This is a genomic window from Hymenobacter aranciens, assembly GCF_030580865.1.
Lineage (GTDB): Bacteria > Bacteroidota > Bacteroidia > Cytophagales > Hymenobacteraceae > Hymenobacter > Hymenobacter aranciens.
In genome coordinates this window covers 485,527-502,512 of record NZ_JAUQSY010000002.1, presented here as the reverse complement: position 1 = coordinate 502,512, position 16,986 = coordinate 485,527, and the positions used below count along the sequence as shown (strand labels likewise).

Here is a 16,986-nt window from a genome sequence, read left to right as displayed (position 1 = left end):
CGTGGCGTGAGGTAGCTGCGGTGAAAGAGGACGAACTAGTGCAGTCGGGTCGATGAAAACACGCGAGCAGGAGTACCGGGAGCTGTTTATGGCGGAGGCACTGGAGTATTACGACTCCATGAGCCGCCACCTGAGCGAGCTGGAGCGTAACCCCAACGACGCCCCGGCCCTCAACGAGCTATTCCGGCTCATGCACAACCTCAAGGCCAACGCCCGCGCCATGGGTTTCATGGACTTGGGCGAGGTGGCTCACCACCTCGAAACCTTGTTCGGGCTGGTACGCAGCAACGAGCGGGAGTTTGCCGGGCCACTGGTACGGGTAATTTTCCAGGGCGTCGATGCGCTGGGGAGCATGATTCGGGCCGTAGGTGCCAATCAGCCGCTGCCCGATGCGCAGGCCCTGCTGGAAAACCTCGACCGCCTGGTGCGGGGCGAGGCACCTATTCTGGAAGGCGAGGAAGCTGAAAACGAGGAGGAATCCAGCCGCAAGCTGGAACTGTCAGACCTGGTGTATATCCAGGTTAAAAAGCTTGATAACCTGCTGAATCTGGTAGGCGAGCTGGTGATTGACCGCGACCGGATTCTGACCCTGGCCCAGGAAATTGGTAATCCGGCGCTACAGGCCACCGCCCAGCACCTGTTCCGCATCTCCGATGATTTGCAGTACAGCGTGATGGATGCCCGGCTGGTAGGAGTGGGCGTACTGCTGAATAAATTCCCCCGGGTGGTGCGCGACGTGGCTACGGCTGAAAACAAGGAAGTTGAGCTAACACTGAGCGGGCAGGATGTCCAGATTGACCGCAACATCCTGCAAATCATTACCGACGCCTTGCTGCACTTGGTGCGCAACGCCGTTGGCCACGGCATTGAAACGCCGGAGGAGCGGGTGAAGGCTGGCAAACCAGCCACCGGTCACCTCGAATTATCGGCCCTGACCGAGCGCGACGACGTGCTCATCCAAATCCACGACGACGGCCGGGGCATCAACACCGAAGCCGTGCGCCGCAAGGCCATCGAGCGCGGGCTGACCACGGCCGAAGCCGCCGCCAACCTTGATGAGCAGGCCGTGTGGGCCTTCCTGTTTGAGCCCGGCTTTTCGATGGCGCAACAGGTGACGGATATTTCGGGCCGCGGCGTGGGCCTCGATGTGGTGAAACTGGCGCTGGACTCGCTGGGCGGGCAGTTGCGCGTCGATTCGAAGATGGGCGAGGGAACTACGTTTACGCTGGTGCTGCCCACATCCATTGCCGTGAAAGGCGCTTTGCTGGTGGAAGTGGATGAGCGGCCCTACGCCGTGCCGCTGCTGCATACCGACACCGTGCTGGCGCTACCCCCCGAAGAGTTTTCGGTGGTGGGTGGCGTGCTGGTGATGCACGCGCAAGGGCAGGCCGTGCCCGTGGTGCCGCTGCGGATGCTGCTGCACGACGAGGGCGACGAGCTATTCCCCTTGGCCAATAAAACTGAACTGCAGGGCTCTCAGCAGGTGCTGATTGTCAACTATAACAACCGCCGGCTGGGCTTGCTGGTGGATAGATTTCTGCGTCAGCAGAATATCGTCATCAAACCGTTGAGTAAGCCCCTCGACACGATTGACCTTTTTGGAGGAGTAACCCTATTGGGTAGCGGGCAGGTGTGCCTGGTGCTCGACGTTCCTGCGCTTACCCGTCTGTTTCTCAGCAAGCGGCCCTAACCTTTCGTCTTCAACCCTGCTGCTACGCCGCTACTTCCCCCTATCTTTGCCGTTATGGATTTATCGATGACCGACTTAGAACGCGACATTATTCGCGAAATCCTGAACATTGGGCTGGCCCGCGCGGCCGACTCCTTCGCCATCATTGCGCAGGAGCGGGTGTTGCTCGAAGTGCCCAATATCGACCTGCTGATGAGCGACGACATCCTGCGCAGAGTGCAGGATTACCAGCAGAATCACGTTGTTATTCAGTCCGATATCCGGGGTGATTTCAATGGCACTACGCTGATGTTCTTCTCGGGGCAGCATGTGCAGCGCTTGTCGCGGGTGTGTCTGCGGCTGGCCTCCGGCGAGTCGATTGACCTGAACGAGCTACAGGAGTCGCTGCTGCTGGAAATCAGTAATATCATCACCGGCGCATTAGTAACGCAGCTGGCCAATATTCTGAAGGCCAACATCTACGGTGCGCCTCCTACTGCTCCCGGCGATAACCTTATGAAAACCATTCAGGGCCTGCTGCCCGAGCAGCAGATGCAGCCGCTGATTTTCTCGGTTATCACCCAGTTTTCCGACAAAGACAACTCTGTGGAGCTACCGCTGATGCTGTTCTTCGACCGGGCCACGTTCGTTAAAATCCTCGATATTATCCGGAGCTACGACTTCCTGGGGGCCAAAATGGCCTAACCCTGGGTTTCGGAGCGCCGTCTAAGACGCGGCCTTGCGCGTAGCAGGGCCGCGTTTTTCGTTTTCTGACTACTGAATACCTATTACCGACTACTTGTCAAACACATGCCTACCAAATCAGCAGCAGCGGAAGCCCGCGCTAAGAAAATAGCCTCCTTCGACCCCAATGCCCCCGGCGATGCCGCCGGCAATTTGTTCGGCCTGCCTTTTACGCCCGAGGAGGCCGAAGTAGTGGTGGTGCCCGTGCCCTGGGAAGTGACCGTAAGCTACCGCGCCGGTACCGCCCAAGGGCCCGCCGCCATCCACGAAGCCTCGCTGCAGGTGGACCTCTACGACCCCGACCTGCCCGACGCCTGGAAGCTGGGCCTGGCGATGGAAGAAGAGGACGAAGCCATTGCTGCCGCCAGCCAAAAGTGGCGCCCCAAAGCTGCCGACTACATCAAGTGGCTGGAGGAGGGCGAGCCCGAGGAAGGCCGCGCCACCCACGCCAACGTGCCCGCCCAAGTGACGGTGGAGGGCAATAAGCTCGTCAAATGGCTCAAGGATAAAACCGGGGCGCTGCTCGACGCGGGCAAGGCGGTGGCCGTGCTGGGCGGCGACCATAGCACGCCGCTGGGTTATATCCAGGCTTTAGCTGAGCGGCACGAAGAGTTTGCTATTCTGCAGATTGATGCGCACTGTGACTTGCGCCCGGCTTACGAAGGCTTCCAGTATTCGCACGCCAGCATCATGACCAACGCCCTGCAGCTGCCGCAGGTGAAGAAGCTGGTACAGGTGGGCATCCGCGACATGAGCGAGCAGGAGGCCGAAGTAATTGCGACTTCCAACGGCCGCATTGCCATGTTCCACCAGCGCTTTTTGAGCGACGAAAAGTTCGCCAAGAAATCATGGAAAAAGGTCTGCGGCAAAATCATTGCCCAGCTGCCGCCCAAGGTGTACATCAGCTTCGACATCGACGGGCTCGACCCCAAACTGTGCCCCGGCACTGGCACGCCCGTGCCCGGCGGCCTGGAGTTCGAGGAAGCGACTTACCTCATTCGCTCCATTGCCCGCGCCGGCATCCAGATTATCGGCTGCGACCTGAACGAAGTGGCGCCCGGCGACACCGAGTGGAACGGCATTGTGGGCGCCCGCCTGCTCTACCAACTTTGCAACTGGATGGCCGTATCGCAAGGACGGCTGGCCGGAAAGGGCGTGGCTGCCGAGTAACCCCAATTTTTGCTTATTATGGTCAGTTTCATCATCAAATTCCTGCTCACGGCCGTGCTGGTGTACGGCCTCAGCAAAATCGTCCCCACGGCCGAGATTTCCGGCTATGGCGGGGCGGCTATTCTGGTTATCGTGCTGGGCATTCTGAATGCCACCGTGAAGCCGATACTGAAATTGTTTGGCCTCCCCATCACCATATTGACGCTGGGACTGTTTCTGCTGGTCATCAACGTCATCATCGTCAAGCTGGCGGACTTGCTGATGGACAGCTTCAATATCGACGGCTTCTTCAACATGCTGCTCTTCAGCCTGGGGCTGGCCGTGGTGAACATGCTGGTGGACCTTGTGACGGGCGACGACAAGGATTAAACCCGACGAGTGACAAAACGAAGGCGGCGCTGGAATTTCCAGCGCCGCTTTTTGTTTTATTATTTGTTCAGTTGCCGGTTGCGCCGCCAGCGGCGGACAGCCCACCAGCCCGCCGCGCCCAGTAGCAGCAGGGGCCAGATGGCCACTGCACCAATGACGAGCGAAGTAAGCATACTCCAGCCGTCGTACACCGACTCCAGCAGGCGGCTGCCGAAGGATACCACCGGCGCGTCGGGTGTGGATTGCGCCAGTACCTGGTAGCAGGTGAGCGTAATGGTAGAGTAGGCCACCTCGTCGTTGAGGGTTTTGAGGCGGCTTTCGGTGCTTTCGATTTCCTCGCGCACCTGGCCGATTTTCTCTTCGATATCAAGCACGTCCTTGATTTTTTTGGCCTGAGCGAGCAGGGCCACGTAGCGCTGCTCGACGGCGCGCTTGGTACGCAGGCGGGCAGCCACGTCGGCGTGCTCGGCGGTGACGTCGTCGGTGGTGATTTTCTTGTTTTCGACGGTGCCCAGCGCGCCGATGGCCCCCAGCAGCCCCGAAAACCGGCCCGGCTGCACCCGAATGGTCATTTCCTGGCGCCACTCGCCATTTTCGCGGGTTTCGGTGGAGGCGCTGAGGTAGCCGCCGCTACGGCGCACTAGGCTGTCGAGGCGGGGCGCGGTCTGGGCCAGGCTTTCGACTTTCAGGCGCAGGTCGGCGTGATAGATAAGCAGGCGCGGGGCCGTAGCGACTACGGGAGTAGCGCTACCCGGCCCGTCGGAGCTGCTGACAGGCGAAGTGGAGTTTTCCTGTGCAACATCGTCAACTGAGGCTACGGGGGCCGCCTCGGTCATTATCTCTGCTACCTGACTATCACTGGTGGCAGCGTCGTGTTTGGAGCCGCAGCTAAGCAGCATCAGGGCCAAGGCCACATAGGGGAAGCGCTTCATACTATCTGGGTGAGAGTGAATAATGAGAATGAATAACCAAGCTAACGAACTAAGGCGGGTAGCTAATATGACGCGGCAGGATAGCTGTCAGCGCGGAAAGGCTAGTCGGTCCGCATACGGGCCGATATTAGTCGAGCGGCGTCGGGGCTTGCTGCTTCCAGCGGCGCCAGCCCCACCAGCCGGCGGCACCGAGCACCAGCAGCGGCCACACATTGGCCAGCACTACCAACAAACCCAGTACCAGCGACCAACCCCAGTAGAACGAAGTAAGGAAACGGGGCAGAAAATCGGGCATGGGCGAGGCTGGCGTGGGCGTGGGCAGCACCTGGAAGTAGCGCAGCGTGAGGGTGGCCCAGGTGCTTTCGGCCCCCAGCTGCCGCAGGCGGGCCTGGGCGGTTTCCTGTTCCTGCCGCAACTGGCGGGTTTGTTCTTCGAGGCGGCTGATGTCGGCCGGGGTGGTGGCGCGGGCCAGCTGGGTCTGGGCCGCAGTGGCGGCGGCCTGCTTGGTGCTGGCGGTGGTGGCGGCCTCCAGCACGTCGGCCGTGACATCGGCCGAGGCGAGGTCTTTATTTTCGACGTGCCCCAGCTGGCTGAGCGCCGCCACGAACGGCACGAACTCGGCCGGCGGAATCTTGAGCGTCATCTCCTGCCGATGCTGGCCGTCGGCGCGGGTTTCGTGGGCGGTACTGAGCAGCACGCGGTGCTGCTGCAGCAGGCGGTGAATGCCCGCCGAGGCCTGCTCAAAATCATCCACGGCCATGTTCAGCTCGCCGTGGTAGATAACGGCGCGGGCATCGGGCTGGGAAACAGGGGTTGGGGCGGCTGCCGGGGCGGCTAACTCTGCGGCCGGTTCCGAAGTTGGCGAAGCAGGAGCGGGGGCTGCCGACTCGGCGACCGATACTTCGGAAGCGGTTTCGCGCTTGGCTTCGCAGGCGGTTAGCACCAGTCCGAGCAGGACCGGATAAAGCAGTTTTTTCATCACGAATCAGGAAGAAGTGAAGTGAAAAGAAACAGCTGCGCAGCTGAGGCTTTATGCCGGTTCGGGCATTGGGTAACCCACGGGCATAAAAAAAACAGCCCGCCGGATACCCGGCAGGCTGTTTTTTTACGCTTGTCGTGCTGATTATGACGCCCGCCGAATGTCCGCCCCAATGGCGTTCAAACGCTGGTCGATGTTCTGGTAGCCGCGGTCAATCTGCTCCACGTTCAGGATTTTGCTGGTGCCTTCGGCCGAGAGAGCGGCGATGAGCAGCGCCACGCCGGCGCGGATGTCGGGCGAAGTCATCGTGATGCCGTGCAGCGACTTGCGCTGGTCCAGCCCGATGACAGTAGCGCGGTGCGGGTCGCAAAGAATAATCTGGGCGCCCATGTCGATGAGCTTATCGACAAAGAAGAGGCGGCTTTCGAACATCTTCTGGTGGATGAGCACTGTGCCCTTGGCCTGGCAGGCCACTACCAGCACAATGCTCAGCAGGTCGGGCGTGAGGCCGGGCCAGGTGTGGTCCGAAATCGTGAGGATGGAGCCATCGAGGTAGGTGGCGATTTCGTAGTGCGGCTGGGCCGGAATGTAGATATCGTCGCCGCGGAACTCCAGTTGAATACCCAGCTTGCGGAAGGTGTCGGGGATAAGGCCGAGCTCGGCAATCTGGCAGTCCTTGATGGTGATTTCGGAGCCCGTCATGGCCGCCAGGCCGATGAAGGAGCCGATTTCAATCATGTCGGGCAGCATGCGGTGCTCGGTGCCGCCGAGGCGCTCCACGCCTTCGATGACGAGCAGATTCGAGCCGATGCCCTGAATCTTGGCTCCCATGCGCACCAGCATCTTGCAGAGCTGCTGCAGGTAAGGCTCGCAGGCGGCGTTGTAGATGGTGGTGGTACCTTCGGCCAGCACGGCGGCCATCAGGATGTTGGCGGTGCCGGTCACCGAGGCCTCATCCAACAGCATGTAGGTACCCTTCAGCTTGCCGTCGGCCTTGATGCGGTAGAAGTCGGTGCCTTCCAGCGTGAGCTGGCCGCCGAGCTTTTCGAGGCCCAGGAAGTGGGTATCCATCGGGCGGCGGCCGATTTTGTCGCCGCCGGGCTTGGGCAGCTGGCAGCGGCCGTAGCGGCCCAGCATGGGCCCCAAAATCATCACCGAGCCGCGCAGGGCGCCGGCCTGGGCCACAAACTCGGGGGTGTCGAGGTAGTCGAGGTGCACGTCGCTGGCCTCGAAGCGGTAGGTGTCGGGGCCGAGCTTGCCCACTTTCACGCCCATGTCGCGCAGCAGCTCGATGAGCTTGTTGACGTCGCGAATGTCGGGCACGTTCGAGATGGTGACGGGCTCGGGCGTAAGCAGCACCGCGCACAGAATCTGGAGGGCTTCGTTTTTGGCGCCCTGGGGCACGATTTCGCCACGGAGCGGCTGGCCGCCGCGTACTTCAAATGAGGCCATTAACTATTAACTGAATGGAAGCAACCGGGGGTTGGGCCGCTGCTTTTGTAGGGGTTAGGTATTAGGTGTTGGGTATTCGGCACATCGGTGAGGAAATGAAGTGCGATAACTAACCACCCACCACCAACTACCAAATCAGACTGCTACTGCGGCGGCTGCTGCGCCTCCGGGCTGCGGCCTTTTTTACGCTTCTTCTTGTTGCCACCGCCGCCGCCCTGCCGGTCCCGGTCGCGGCCCCCGTCGCGGTTTTCCCGGCCCTCGCGGTTGCGGCCCTCGCGTTGGGCGGGCTGTGGCACGATGAAGGCCGGCGTGCGGCCGGTATTGGGCATCTCAAACAGGTCCTGGCTGTTCACCAGGGCCGGGTCGAGCTTGAGCTGGCCGCCGGAGAGCTCGCCGAGGTGGCGCAGGATGGTCACATCCTTGGCGTTTTCCTTGTTGTGCTGACGGTACAAAAACTTCATCGTGCGGCCGATGACGATGGTGGCCTGCTCGCGCTCGGCTTCATCTTCCAGGGTCAGGGCCTTGGCAATGAGGGCCTCCACGCCGGCGCCATAAGCGCGCAGCTTGGGGCCGCGGGCGGGGTAGGGCACCCGGGCCGGGGGCTGCAGGCGGGCGTTGGGGTCGCGCAGGGGCACGGGGGCATCCAGCTCCACGTCGCCGCCCAGCAGGGCGTTGAGGTGGTTCCAGAGCCGGCCCTGAATGTCGGTCTGGTCGCGCAAGGCGGGCTGCAGGCGCAGCATCAGCTGTACAATGGCCGTGGCGCGCCGGGTGCGCTCGGCCACATCCTCGATGTCGCGCAGGGCGAGAATGAGCTGGTACGTGCTGTAACCGTATTCGCGCACCAGCAGCTGGACGTGAATAGGCAGGGTGTGAATGTCGGTCATGAAAATAGGCGAAAGGCGCCGCGTCGGGCCCGTTCGCGGGCTAAAGATACTGGGCAATGGGTGCGCCGTGCAACGCGCCCCCTTGCCACTAGGTTACCGAGGCCCCATCCTAAGGGTTCGTGATGCTGTCATAAGGCTCCGAGGCCCCATCCTAAGGGCTCGTGATACCATCATAAGGGCTCGTGATGCAATCATAAGCTTCCGAGGCCCCATCATAAGGCCCCGTGATGCCATCATAAGGGCCCGAGGCCCCATCATAAGCCCCCGCCGCTCCTTCTTACAGCACCCGCAGCTTCGCAAAGCTGAGCAGCAGCACCTTTTCGCCCACTTCCTCAAAGAGAATCGTGGCCTTCGTCGTGCCTTGCTGCGTCTCCAGCGCGCTCACCGTGCCGAAGCCAAACTTTGGGTGCTCCACCCGCTGCCCGCTCTGTAGGTTAGACGTATCCGAGGGCGCAAAGTCGGCCGGGGCCACGTACTTCGTGGCCGCCGTCTTGCGCACCGGCGTCGGCAGCAAATTCGAGCGCCGCTCAAATACGTGCTGGAACGTCGGGTCGGGCTGCCCTGCACCGGGCGTGCCGGCCGCAAACTTGAAGTGTACGTAGCGCGGGTCAATCTCATCCAGGAAGCGCGACTTCTCGCAGCTCCGCAAATTGCCCCACTGGTAGCGCGAAGTAGCGTAGCTCAGCGTCAGCTTCTTCTCGGCCCGCGTGATGGCCACGTAGAACAGCCGCCGCTCCTCCTCCAAATCGGCCCGCGAGGTAATCATCATCTGCGAGGGAAACAGGTTTTCCTCCATCCCCACGATGTACACGTTGCGAAACTCCAGCCCCTTGGCCGAGTGAATCGTCATCAGCGTCACCGCCTCGCCGTCCTGCGCGGCATCCTTGAGGTCGGTGTCCGTCACCAGCGCAATGTCCTGCAAGAAGGCTCCCAGCGACTTATCCTCCCGCTCCGGGTCGTCCACGTACTCCTTAATCCCGTTCAGCAGCTCCTGAATGTTCTCGTAGCGCGACAGCCCCTCAATACTCTTGTCGGCGTACAATTCCTCCAGCATCCCTGAGTTCTTGGCAATAAACTTGGCCGCCTCAAACGCATCCTCCTTGCCCGCCAGCACGGTATAGCTCTTGATTTTCTCCGCAAACCCCACCACCGGGTTGCTCACCCGCGCCGGCAAAAACTGCTCCGCACTACTCACCACCTCCCAGAACGAGTGGTTCGATTCCTCCGCCACATTAATCAGCTTCGAGATGGTCGTATCGCCAATCCCGCGCTTCGGGTAGTTGATTACCCGCCGCAAAGCCTGCTCGTCGTTCGGGTTCACCGTCAGCCGCAGATACGCCACCAAATCCTTGATTTCCTTGCGCTGATAGAAGCTCAGCCCGCCTACAATCTTGTACTTGATATTCAGCTTGCGCAGCGATTCCTCCATCGCCCGGCTCTGCGCGTTGGTGCGGTACAGAATAGCGAAATCATCGTACGAAAGATGGTGGTTCATCTTGTCCTCGAAGATGGAATTCGCCACCAGCTTGCCCTCCTCGTTGTCCGAAGCCGCCTTCAGCACCTCAATCAGCGTGCCCTCCTCGTTCTCCGAAAACACATCCTTGCGCAGCTGCGCCTGGTTGTTTTTAATCACCGAGTTAGCCGCCCACACAATGTTCTTGGTCGAGCGGTAGTTCTGCTCCAGCTTGAAGATATTCAACTCCGGGTAGTCCTTCTCGAAGTTGAGGATATTCGAAATATCCGCCCCCCGGAACGCGTAAATACTCTGCGCATCATCGCCCACCACGCAGATATTGCGCTCCTTAGCCGCCAGCTTGCGCGTAATGAGGTACTGCGAGTAGTTGGTGTCCTGATACTCGTCCACCATCACGAAGCGGAACATATTCTGGTACTTGTTCAGCACGTCGGTGTGTTCCTTAAACAGCACGTTGGTCTGATAAAGTAGGTCGTCAAAGTCCATCGCCCCCGCCTTAAAGCAGCGCTGCTGGTACTGCTGATACAGTACCCCGATTTTCGGCCGCAGCGCTGCCTCATCGTCGGCCTTGATGGCCGGGTCATTCAGGTACTGATTCACCGAAATCAGCTTGTTCTTCGCCGCCGAGATGCGCCCCAGCACCAGGCTGGGCTTGTAGAGCTTGTCATCCAGCTCCAGTTCCTTCACAATCTGCCCCACCAGCGTCTTCGAGTCCTGCGAATCGTAGATGGTGAACGAGCGCGGGTAGCCGATTTTATCGGCCTCCGAGCGCAGAATCTTGGCAAACACGGAGTGAAAGGTGCCCATCCACAGGTTGCGGGCATTGGGCCCGACGACCTTTTCCACGCGGGCGCGCATTTCCTTGGCCGCCTTGTTGGTAAAGGTGAGGGCCAGGATGTTGAACGGGTCCACGCCCTGCTCCAGCAGGTGGGCAATGCGGTAAGTGAGCACGCGGGTTTTGCCCGAGCCCGCGCCGGCGATAATCATGCAGGGGCCTTCGGTTTGCATCACGGCGGCAGCCTGCGAGGTATTGAGAAGCGAGAGATAATCGGTGGCCATAGGAGGGGAGAAAAGCGCGGGCAATCCAGAGCGCGCCGGGAAAATCCCGGGGCAAAAGGCGCGGCTTTTCGGGCTTTATAATACTAGCTACAAAAGTACGCCCCAGGTTCCCCGCCGCCCAAAGGCCGGCGTATCTTCGTCGGCCAAAATGCCGTTATCCGCCATGCCCGTCCCATTTCCGCTCACGTTTTTGTGCCTGTCCACCAGCTGGGGCGGGCTGGAAATCAACACGGCCCGGCTGGCGCACTGGCTGCAGCAGCGCGGCTGGCCGGTGGCGGTGCTGGCCGTGGCCGATTCGCCGCTGGCCCGGCAGGCCGCCGCCCTGGGCCTGCCCCTGACGCCTGCGCCGCCCGTGCGCCGCAAGGCCATCGCCGTGGGTGCGGCCCGGCGGCTGGCCCGGCAGCTGCGGCAGCAGGGGAGTGGCGTGCTGTTCGTGGTCGACAACAAGGATTTGCCGCTGGCCGTGCTGGCCAAGCGCCTGTTTGCGCCCGCCCTGCGGGTGGTGTATCAGCAGCACATGCAGCTGGGCCACCCCAAGCGCGACTGGCTGCACACCCGGCGCTACCGGGCGCTGGCGGCCTGGCTGGCGCCGCTGCCCTGGCTGGCCCGGCAGGTGCTGGCCTTCACCCGCATCGACCCGCAACGGGTGCACATCGTGCCGCTGGGGATTGAGCTGGCGCAGTTTATTGCCCCGGAATTAACTCAGCAGGCCGCCCGGCAGCAGCTTGGGCTGCCCGCGCAGGCGCCGCTGCTGGGCCTCATCGGCCGCTTCGACGAGGGCAAGGGCCAGCTGTTCGTAGTGGAAGCGTTTCACCAGCTGCGCCAGGTGCTGCCGGGGCGGGAGGTGCAGCTGGTGCTGGTGGGCGAATCGACCCGTAACCAGAGCAGCAGCAGCGCCTACCGCGCGGCGGTGCTGGCGCGGGTGCAGGAGCTGGGATTGGCCGAAGTCGTCCACATTCGGGAGTTTACCCCGGAGCCGGAGGTGTTTTACCGGGCCATCGATGTGTTCGTGCTGGCCTCGTCCAACGAAACTTACGGCATGGTGACCATCGAGGCAATGGCGGCCGGGCTACCGCTGGTGGCCACCGCCGCTGGCGGCTCGCTCGACATCGTGGCTGAGGGCCGCACCGGCCTGCTCTACCCGCCCGGCGATGCGGTGGCGCTGGTGGCGGCGCTCCGCAAGCTGCTGCTCGACCCGGCATATGCCCCACAGTTGGGGGCGGCGGCCCAGCAGGAAGCGCGCGCAAAGTATTCGCACGAGCACGAGTGCGAGTTGATAGAGGCAGTGCTGGCGGAACTGAAGTAGGGGCGGGGCTTGCCCCCGCCCGCTCGCGCTTGCTCACTACAGCGCAGTTCCGACGGGCGGGGACAAGCCCCGCCCCTACATCGTTACCTTTGCGCTCTACAACTATCCGCCCCATCAGGGCCTATCCCGCATGATTATCATCCAGGAAACCGTTATTTCCGACGACATCGCCGATAATTTCTTCGTCTGCAACCTCGAAGCCTGCAAGGGTGCCTGCTGCGTGGAGGGCGACCTCGGCGCCCCGCTGGAGCCCGCCGAGCTGGCCATTCTGGAGCAGGAGTACGCCAACATCGAGCCCTTTCTCACCGACCAGGGCCGGGCAGCTATCAAGGCCCAAGGCCTGTACATTAAGGACTGGGAGGATGATTACAGCACCCCCACTATCGACGACCGCGAGTGTGCCTACGCCCTCTACGACGAGCGCGGCATCCTGAAGTGCGGCATCGAAGAGGCCTACCTGGCGGGCGCCACCACCTTCAAAAAGCCCATCAGCTGCCACCTCTACCCAATCCGCATCACCAAATACGAAGGCTTCGACGCCCTGAATTACGACCGTTGGAGCATCTGCTCGCCGGCCTGCTCCTTCGGCGGCACGCTGGGCGTGAAGGTGTACCAGTTTCTGAAAGACCCGCTGATTCGCAAGTACGGCGAAAGCTGGTACGGGGAGCTGGTGAAGGAAATTGAGAAATAAAAAAGGCCGGCTGAGCAGCCGGCCTTTTTTGCGCTTTAGCAGAAGGATTATTCCTCGCTCACTACAATACGCTCGATTTCATCATCGGCGCGAATCTGGTCAATCACGTCCAGTCCTTCCACTACTTTGCCAAACACGGTGTGCTTGCGGTCGAGGTGCGAGGTTTGGTCGCGCGAGTGCACGATGAAGAACTGCGAGCCGCCGGTATTTTTGCCGGCGTGGGCCATGCTGAGGGCGCCGCGCTCGTGGTACTGGTGGCCGCCGGTGGTTTCACAGTCAATCTGGTAGCCGGGGCCACCCATGCCGGGGCGGCCGGTGGCGCCCACGCGGGTGTTGGGGCAGCCGCCCTGGATGACGAAGTTCGGGATGACGCGGTGGAAGGTCAGCCCATCGTAGTAGCCCGACTTGGCCAGGTCGATGAAGTTTTTTACCGTGTTGGGGGCGTCCTGCTCGTAGAACTCAACCTTCATGGTGCCGCGGCGGGTATGGATTTCAGCGGTTTTCATGGGAAAACAAGAATGATTCGAAAAATCGGGGCTAGTATTGCCCGCCCCAAAGGTAGCAGGCAGCCTTACGGCAAAACATCCGGCCGGGCTGCCTGCTGCGTAAAGGCCTCAACACTTTTCTCTAACTCTTTCCTGCCAACCAGTGAAAAAACACCTTCTCTTCGCTCTGACTGCTCTGGCTGTCAGCCTAAACCTAGCTAGCTGCGGCAGCGACAAACCCGCCGAAACCGAAACCACCGCCGTCAGCACCGAAAACCCGGCCGACTCCATCGCCGCTGCCGCCGGCGACTCGGCCCGCATGGCCAAGCCCGAGGGCGTGCTGGTGGACGGCGTGGCTATGACGGCCGACAAAGACATCGTGGACAACGCCATGAACGCCAAAAGCGTTAGCACGCTGGTAGCCGCCGTGAAAGCCGCCGGCCTCGTCGAAACCCTTAAAGGCCCTGGTCCTTTCACCGTATTCGCCCCCAGCAATGCCGCCTTCGACAAGCTGCCCAACGGCGCCGTAGCCGGCCTCATGAAGCCCGAAAGCAAGGAAAAGCTCAAGGGCGTGCTCACCTACCACGTCATCCCCGGCCGCCTCGTTGCCGCCGACCTCAAAGACGGCCAGGAACTTACCACCGCCAACGGCGCCAAGCTGAAAATCATGGTGAAGGACGGCAAAGTGATGGTCGGCAACGGCAAAGATGCCCCCGCCACCGTGCAGATTGCCGACGTTATTTCCAAAAATGGCGTGACGCACATCATCGATGGCGTAGTGCTGCCACTGGAATAGGTTTCTGTCATGCTGAACGTAGTGAAGTATCCTCTCGAAGCATCCTTTCACGCCAGAACCAATAGTTCTAACGTGAGAGGATGCTTCACTGCGTTCAGCATGACAGATAACTAATGCCGGTTGTCCTCGCCCGCCAGCATGCTCACGTAGCTGTCGTAGCGCGGCAGGGCAATGCGCCCCTGGTCCACGGCCTCGCGCACGGCGCAGCCGGGCTCGTGGGTGTGCTGGCAGTTGTGGTAGCGGCACTGGTTGAGCAGGGCGCGCATCTCGGGGAAGTAGCCGGCCAGCTCAGCCGCTGGCACATCCACCAGACCTAACTCCTTGATTCCCGGCGTGTCGATAATAAAAGTGCCGGGCCGCACCGGCAGCATCTCGGCAAAGGTGGTAGTATGCACACCTTTGTCCGAAAACTCGCTGATTTCGGCGGTCTTCAAATCCAAATCGGGTATCAGGGCATTGATAAGCGTGCTCTTGCCCACGCCCGAGTGCCCGGCCAGCAAGCTCACCTTGCCATCAAGCAGCTGGTCAATAGCATCCACGCCCACGCCGGTGTGGGCCGCGCAGGCCAGCCCTGGGTAGCCGAGGCTGGCGTACATATCCATTATCTGCTGTTGGTAGTCCATCTCGTCCGCGTCGTAGAGGTCGATTTTGTTGAACAGCAGCGTCACAGGAATGTGGTAGGCCTCGGCCGTCACCAGAAACCGGTCAATAAACCCGAATGACGTAGCCGGCGAAGCCAGCGTCACCACCAGCATGGCCTGGTCGAGGTTGGCTGCCACGATGTGAACGTGCCCCGTCTTATGCACCGAGCGGCGCACGATGTAGTTGCGGCGCGGCGCGATGTGCGTAATCACGGCCGCGCCCTCTGCCTGCAGCTCCGGCTCGAAGGTCACATGGTCGCCCACGGCCAGCGGGTTGCTGGCTTTCAGGCCTTTTATCTTAAACTTGCCCCGCAGCCGGCAGCGGTGCAGCTGGCCCGAGCCTTCCTCGCGCACCACGTACCACGAGCCGGTAGATTTGACGACGATGCCGGTCATTGAGAGTTATAAGTTAAAAGTTATGAATTATGAGTTGGGGATGAGCCTGGTTGGCGATTAGAAGCAATTCAAAACTCATAATTTATAACTCATAATTCTCCCTGTGGCGCCGGCCTGGCCGTGCACGTATTCCAGCAGTTGGTCCTGCACGCGCAGGCGGTACTGCTCATTGTTCCACAGCGAAGTGAATTCCGTGTTTAGCTCGCTCGCATTCTGCACCGAGAAAGCCAGCCCGCGCTCTATCAAATCCACGGCCTCCTGAAACTTCCGGTAATTCGGCCCGAAGAACAGGGGCAGGCCGAAAGCGGCCGCCTCCAGGGTATTGTGCAGGCCTTTGCCAAACGCCCCGCCGATGTAGGCATAGTGCCCGAATCGGTACAACTGGCTGAGTAATCCGATGTTGTCAATCAACAGCACGCGGGCCGCACTTACCGTAGCCGGGGTAGCCTGCGAGTAGCGCTGCACCTGCCCGGCCGGCCACTTCGCCTCAATGGCCACCAGCGTGGCCTCGTCGATTTCGTGGGGCGCAATGATGGTGCGCAGGCGGCTGCCGTAGTCGTGCAGCACCGGCGCCAGCGTCGGCAAATCCTCGGGCCACAGGCTGCCTGCCACCAGCACCGGGCTGCCATCGGCCACGAAGGCCTCGACCAAGGGAAGCGGGCGCGGCGCGGCTGCGGCCGTGGCCGCCACGGTGTCGAAGCGCGTGTCGCCGGCCACTGTTACCTGCGACAAGCCAATGCCGCGCAGTAATTTAGCCGAAGCTTCATTCTGCGTAAAAATGTGCGTAAAGCTACCGAGTATGCGCCGAAAAAAGCCGCCCCAGGGCTTAAAGAAAACCTGTTCAGGCCGGAAAATGGCCGCTACCACAATGGCCGGAATGCCGCGCCGCGCCGTCCCGGTCAGGAAATGGTACCAGAATTCGTACTTCACGAATACCACCAGCTGCGGCCGCACCACGTCCAGAAAAGCGCGGGCATTGCGCCGGGTATCGAGCGGCAGGTAGAAGATGTAGTCGGCCCCCGGCCAGTTTTTGCGAATCTCGTAGCCCGAGGGCGAGAAAAATGTCAGCACGATTTTGGTGCCGGGGTGGGCGCGGCGGTAGGCCTCCATGAGCGGCCGGCCCTGCTCAAACTCGCCCAGCGAGGCGCAGTGAAACCACACCCGGGGCGCCGCATCCGGCCCGATAGTCTGGCGAATGTGGGCCAGCAGCCCGTGCCGCCCCTGCACCCAGGCCGCCGCCCGGGGCACGAAGGGCACCAACAGGCGCAACAGCAGCAGGTAGCCGGCCAGGGCGATATCGTAGAGAAAAACCAAGGCTCAAAATTACATACGGCAGCGCAAGCGCGCCTACGACGCCTGCACGTCGGGCGCCCAATCGGCCGGGCAAGCCTCGCCGTTCTTCTCAAAAAACTGCAGCTCATCCACCATGCGCAGCGCCTCGGCGATGCTGCGGCCCAGCGGCCGGTCGTTCACGAGCTGGTGGCGCACAATGCCGTCGCGGTCAATCAGAAACAGGCCGCGGTAGGCGCTGGGTGAGCCGGTGTAAGTCATTTCGCCGATTTCGTTGTAATCGTAATGACCACCAAGCACATCGTAGTTGGCCGAGATGGTTTTGGCGGCGTCGGCCACCAGTGGATACGTCACGCCCGCAATGCCGCCTTTTTCCCGCGGCTGCTCCTGCCAAGCCAGATGGGTGTAGTGCGAATCAGTCGAGCAGCCCACTACGGCTACGTGGCGCTGCTCAAACTCCGCCAGCCGATTCTGGAAAGACAGAATTTCGGTAGGGCAGACCCGCGAGAAATCGGAAGGGTAGAAGAAGAAGAGCACGTGCTTCTTACCCAAATAACGGTCGAGCGAAAAGTCTTCTTCCGTCTTGCCGTTGATGACGGCATTGGCTTTAAAGGAAGGGGCGCGCTTGCCTACGAGGACGGCCATGAGC

General features: G+C 61.3%; 16 protein-coding genes. 7 read left to right on the top strand and 9 right to left on the bottom strand.

Annotated features, from left to right (window positions below; genetic code table 11):
* Nucleotides 1-52: 52 nt before the first annotated feature.
* The 4 genes from Q5H93_RS04305 (at nucleotide 53) to Q5H93_RS04290 (ending at nucleotide 3,952) form a co-directional block, all read left to right on the top strand.
* Nucleotides 53-1,690: a chemotaxis protein CheA gene (locus Q5H93_RS04305; RefSeq protein WP_305005259.1), complete on the top strand. Its 1,638-nt coding sequence runs from the start codon at nucleotides 53-55 to the stop codon at nucleotides 1,688-1,690.
* A gap of 54 nt (nucleotides 1,691-1,744) precedes the next feature.
* On the top strand, nucleotides 1,745-2,374 hold the full coding sequence (locus Q5H93_RS04300) for a chemotaxis protein CheC (RefSeq protein WP_305005258.1): 630 nt from the start codon (nucleotides 1,745-1,747) through the stop codon (nucleotides 2,372-2,374).
* 105 nt (nucleotides 2,375-2,479) lie between these two features.
* Complete coding sequence (locus tag Q5H93_RS04295) at nucleotides 2,480-3,583, top strand: agmatinase family protein (RefSeq protein WP_305005257.1); 1,104 nt, start codon at nucleotides 2,480-2,482, stop codon at nucleotides 3,581-3,583.
* Between the two features lie 18 nt (nucleotides 3,584-3,601).
* Entirely contained in the window at nucleotides 3,602-3,952 is a 351-nt protein-coding gene (locus Q5H93_RS04290; RefSeq protein WP_305005256.1) for a phage holin family protein, read from the top strand.
* 59 nt (nucleotides 3,953-4,011) lie between these two features.
* On the opposite strand, the gene Q5H93_RS04285 is transcribed toward Q5H93_RS04290, so the two are convergent.
* The 5 genes from Q5H93_RS04285 to Q5H93_RS04265 form a co-directional block, all read right to left on the bottom strand.
* A complete protein-coding gene (locus Q5H93_RS04285) occupies nucleotides 4,012-4,884 on the bottom strand; it encodes a DUF4349 domain-containing protein (protein WP_305005255.1) in 873 nt (290 codons plus the stop codon).
* 127 nt (nucleotides 4,885-5,011) lie between these two features.
* Nucleotides 5,012-5,863, bottom strand: a complete 852-nt coding sequence (locus tag Q5H93_RS04280) for a DUF4349 domain-containing protein (RefSeq protein ID WP_305005254.1) — start codon at nucleotides 5,861-5,863, stop codon at nucleotides 5,012-5,014.
* A 144-nt stretch (nucleotides 5,864-6,007) separates the two neighbouring features.
* Nucleotides 6,008-7,315 carry a UDP-N-acetylglucosamine 1-carboxyvinyltransferase gene (gene murA, locus Q5H93_RS04275; RefSeq protein ID WP_305005253.1) on the bottom strand — a complete coding sequence of 436 codons (1,308 nt, stop codon included), beginning with the start codon at nucleotides 7,313-7,315 and terminating at the stop codon, nucleotides 6,008-6,010.
* A gap of 143 nt (nucleotides 7,316-7,458) precedes the next feature.
* Nucleotides 7,459-8,199 (bottom strand): DUF4290 domain-containing protein, encoded by a 741-nt coding sequence (locus tag Q5H93_RS04270; protein ID WP_305005252.1) that lies wholly within the window; start codon nucleotides 8,197-8,199, stop codon nucleotides 7,459-7,461.
* 277 nt (nucleotides 8,200-8,476) lie between these two features.
* A complete protein-coding gene (locus tag Q5H93_RS04265; RefSeq protein WP_305005251.1) occupies nucleotides 8,477-10,732 on the bottom strand; it encodes an ATP-dependent helicase in 2,256 nt (751 codons plus the stop codon).
* 148 nt (nucleotides 10,733-10,880) lie between these two features.
* On the opposite strand from Q5H93_RS04265, the gene Q5H93_RS04260 reads away from it, so the two are divergent.
* Both Q5H93_RS04260 and Q5H93_RS04255 read left to right on the top strand, forming a co-directional pair.
* Complete coding sequence (locus Q5H93_RS04260; protein WP_305005250.1) at nucleotides 10,881-12,038, top strand: glycosyltransferase family 4 protein; 1,158 nt, start codon at nucleotides 10,881-10,883, stop codon at nucleotides 12,036-12,038.
* Nucleotides 12,039-12,168: 130 nt separating this feature from the next.
* Nucleotides 12,169-12,729 carry a DUF3109 family protein gene (locus Q5H93_RS04255; protein ID WP_305005249.1) on the top strand — a complete coding sequence of 187 codons (561 nt, stop codon included), beginning with the start codon at nucleotides 12,169-12,171 and terminating at the stop codon, nucleotides 12,727-12,729.
* A gap of 47 nt (nucleotides 12,730-12,776) precedes the next feature.
* Here the strand turns inward: Q5H93_RS04255 and Q5H93_RS04250 are convergent, their stop codons facing one another.
* Nucleotides 12,777-13,235: a peptidylprolyl isomerase gene (locus Q5H93_RS04250; RefSeq protein ID WP_305005248.1), complete on the bottom strand. Its 459-nt coding sequence runs from the start codon at nucleotides 13,233-13,235 to the stop codon at nucleotides 12,777-12,779.
* Nucleotides 13,236-13,377: 142 nt separating this feature from the next.
* On the opposite strand from Q5H93_RS04250, the gene Q5H93_RS04245 reads away from it, so the two are divergent.
* The gene (locus tag Q5H93_RS04245) at nucleotides 13,378-14,010 is read left to right on the top strand and encodes a fasciclin domain-containing protein (protein WP_305005247.1); all 633 of its coding nucleotides are present in this window, start codon (nucleotides 13,378-13,380) and stop codon (nucleotides 14,008-14,010) included.
* A 110-nt stretch (nucleotides 14,011-14,120) separates the two neighbouring features.
* On the opposite strand, the gene rsgA is transcribed toward Q5H93_RS04245, so the two are convergent.
* The 3 genes from rsgA to Q5H93_RS04230 form a co-directional block, all read right to left on the bottom strand.
* Nucleotides 14,121-15,047 (bottom strand): ribosome small subunit-dependent GTPase A, encoded by a 927-nt coding sequence (gene rsgA, locus Q5H93_RS04240; protein WP_305005246.1) that lies wholly within the window; start codon nucleotides 15,045-15,047, stop codon nucleotides 14,121-14,123.
* A 75-nt stretch (nucleotides 15,048-15,122) separates the two neighbouring features.
* A complete protein-coding gene (locus Q5H93_RS04235; RefSeq protein ID WP_305005245.1) occupies nucleotides 15,123-16,361 on the bottom strand; it encodes a 3-deoxy-D-manno-octulosonic acid transferase in 1,239 nt (412 codons plus the stop codon).
* 33 nt (nucleotides 16,362-16,394) lie between these two features.
* On the bottom strand, nucleotides 16,395-16,982 hold the full coding sequence (locus Q5H93_RS04230) for a peroxiredoxin (RefSeq protein WP_305005244.1): 588 nt from the start codon (nucleotides 16,980-16,982) through the stop codon (nucleotides 16,395-16,397).
* Nucleotides 16,983-16,986 lie beyond the last annotated feature (4 nt).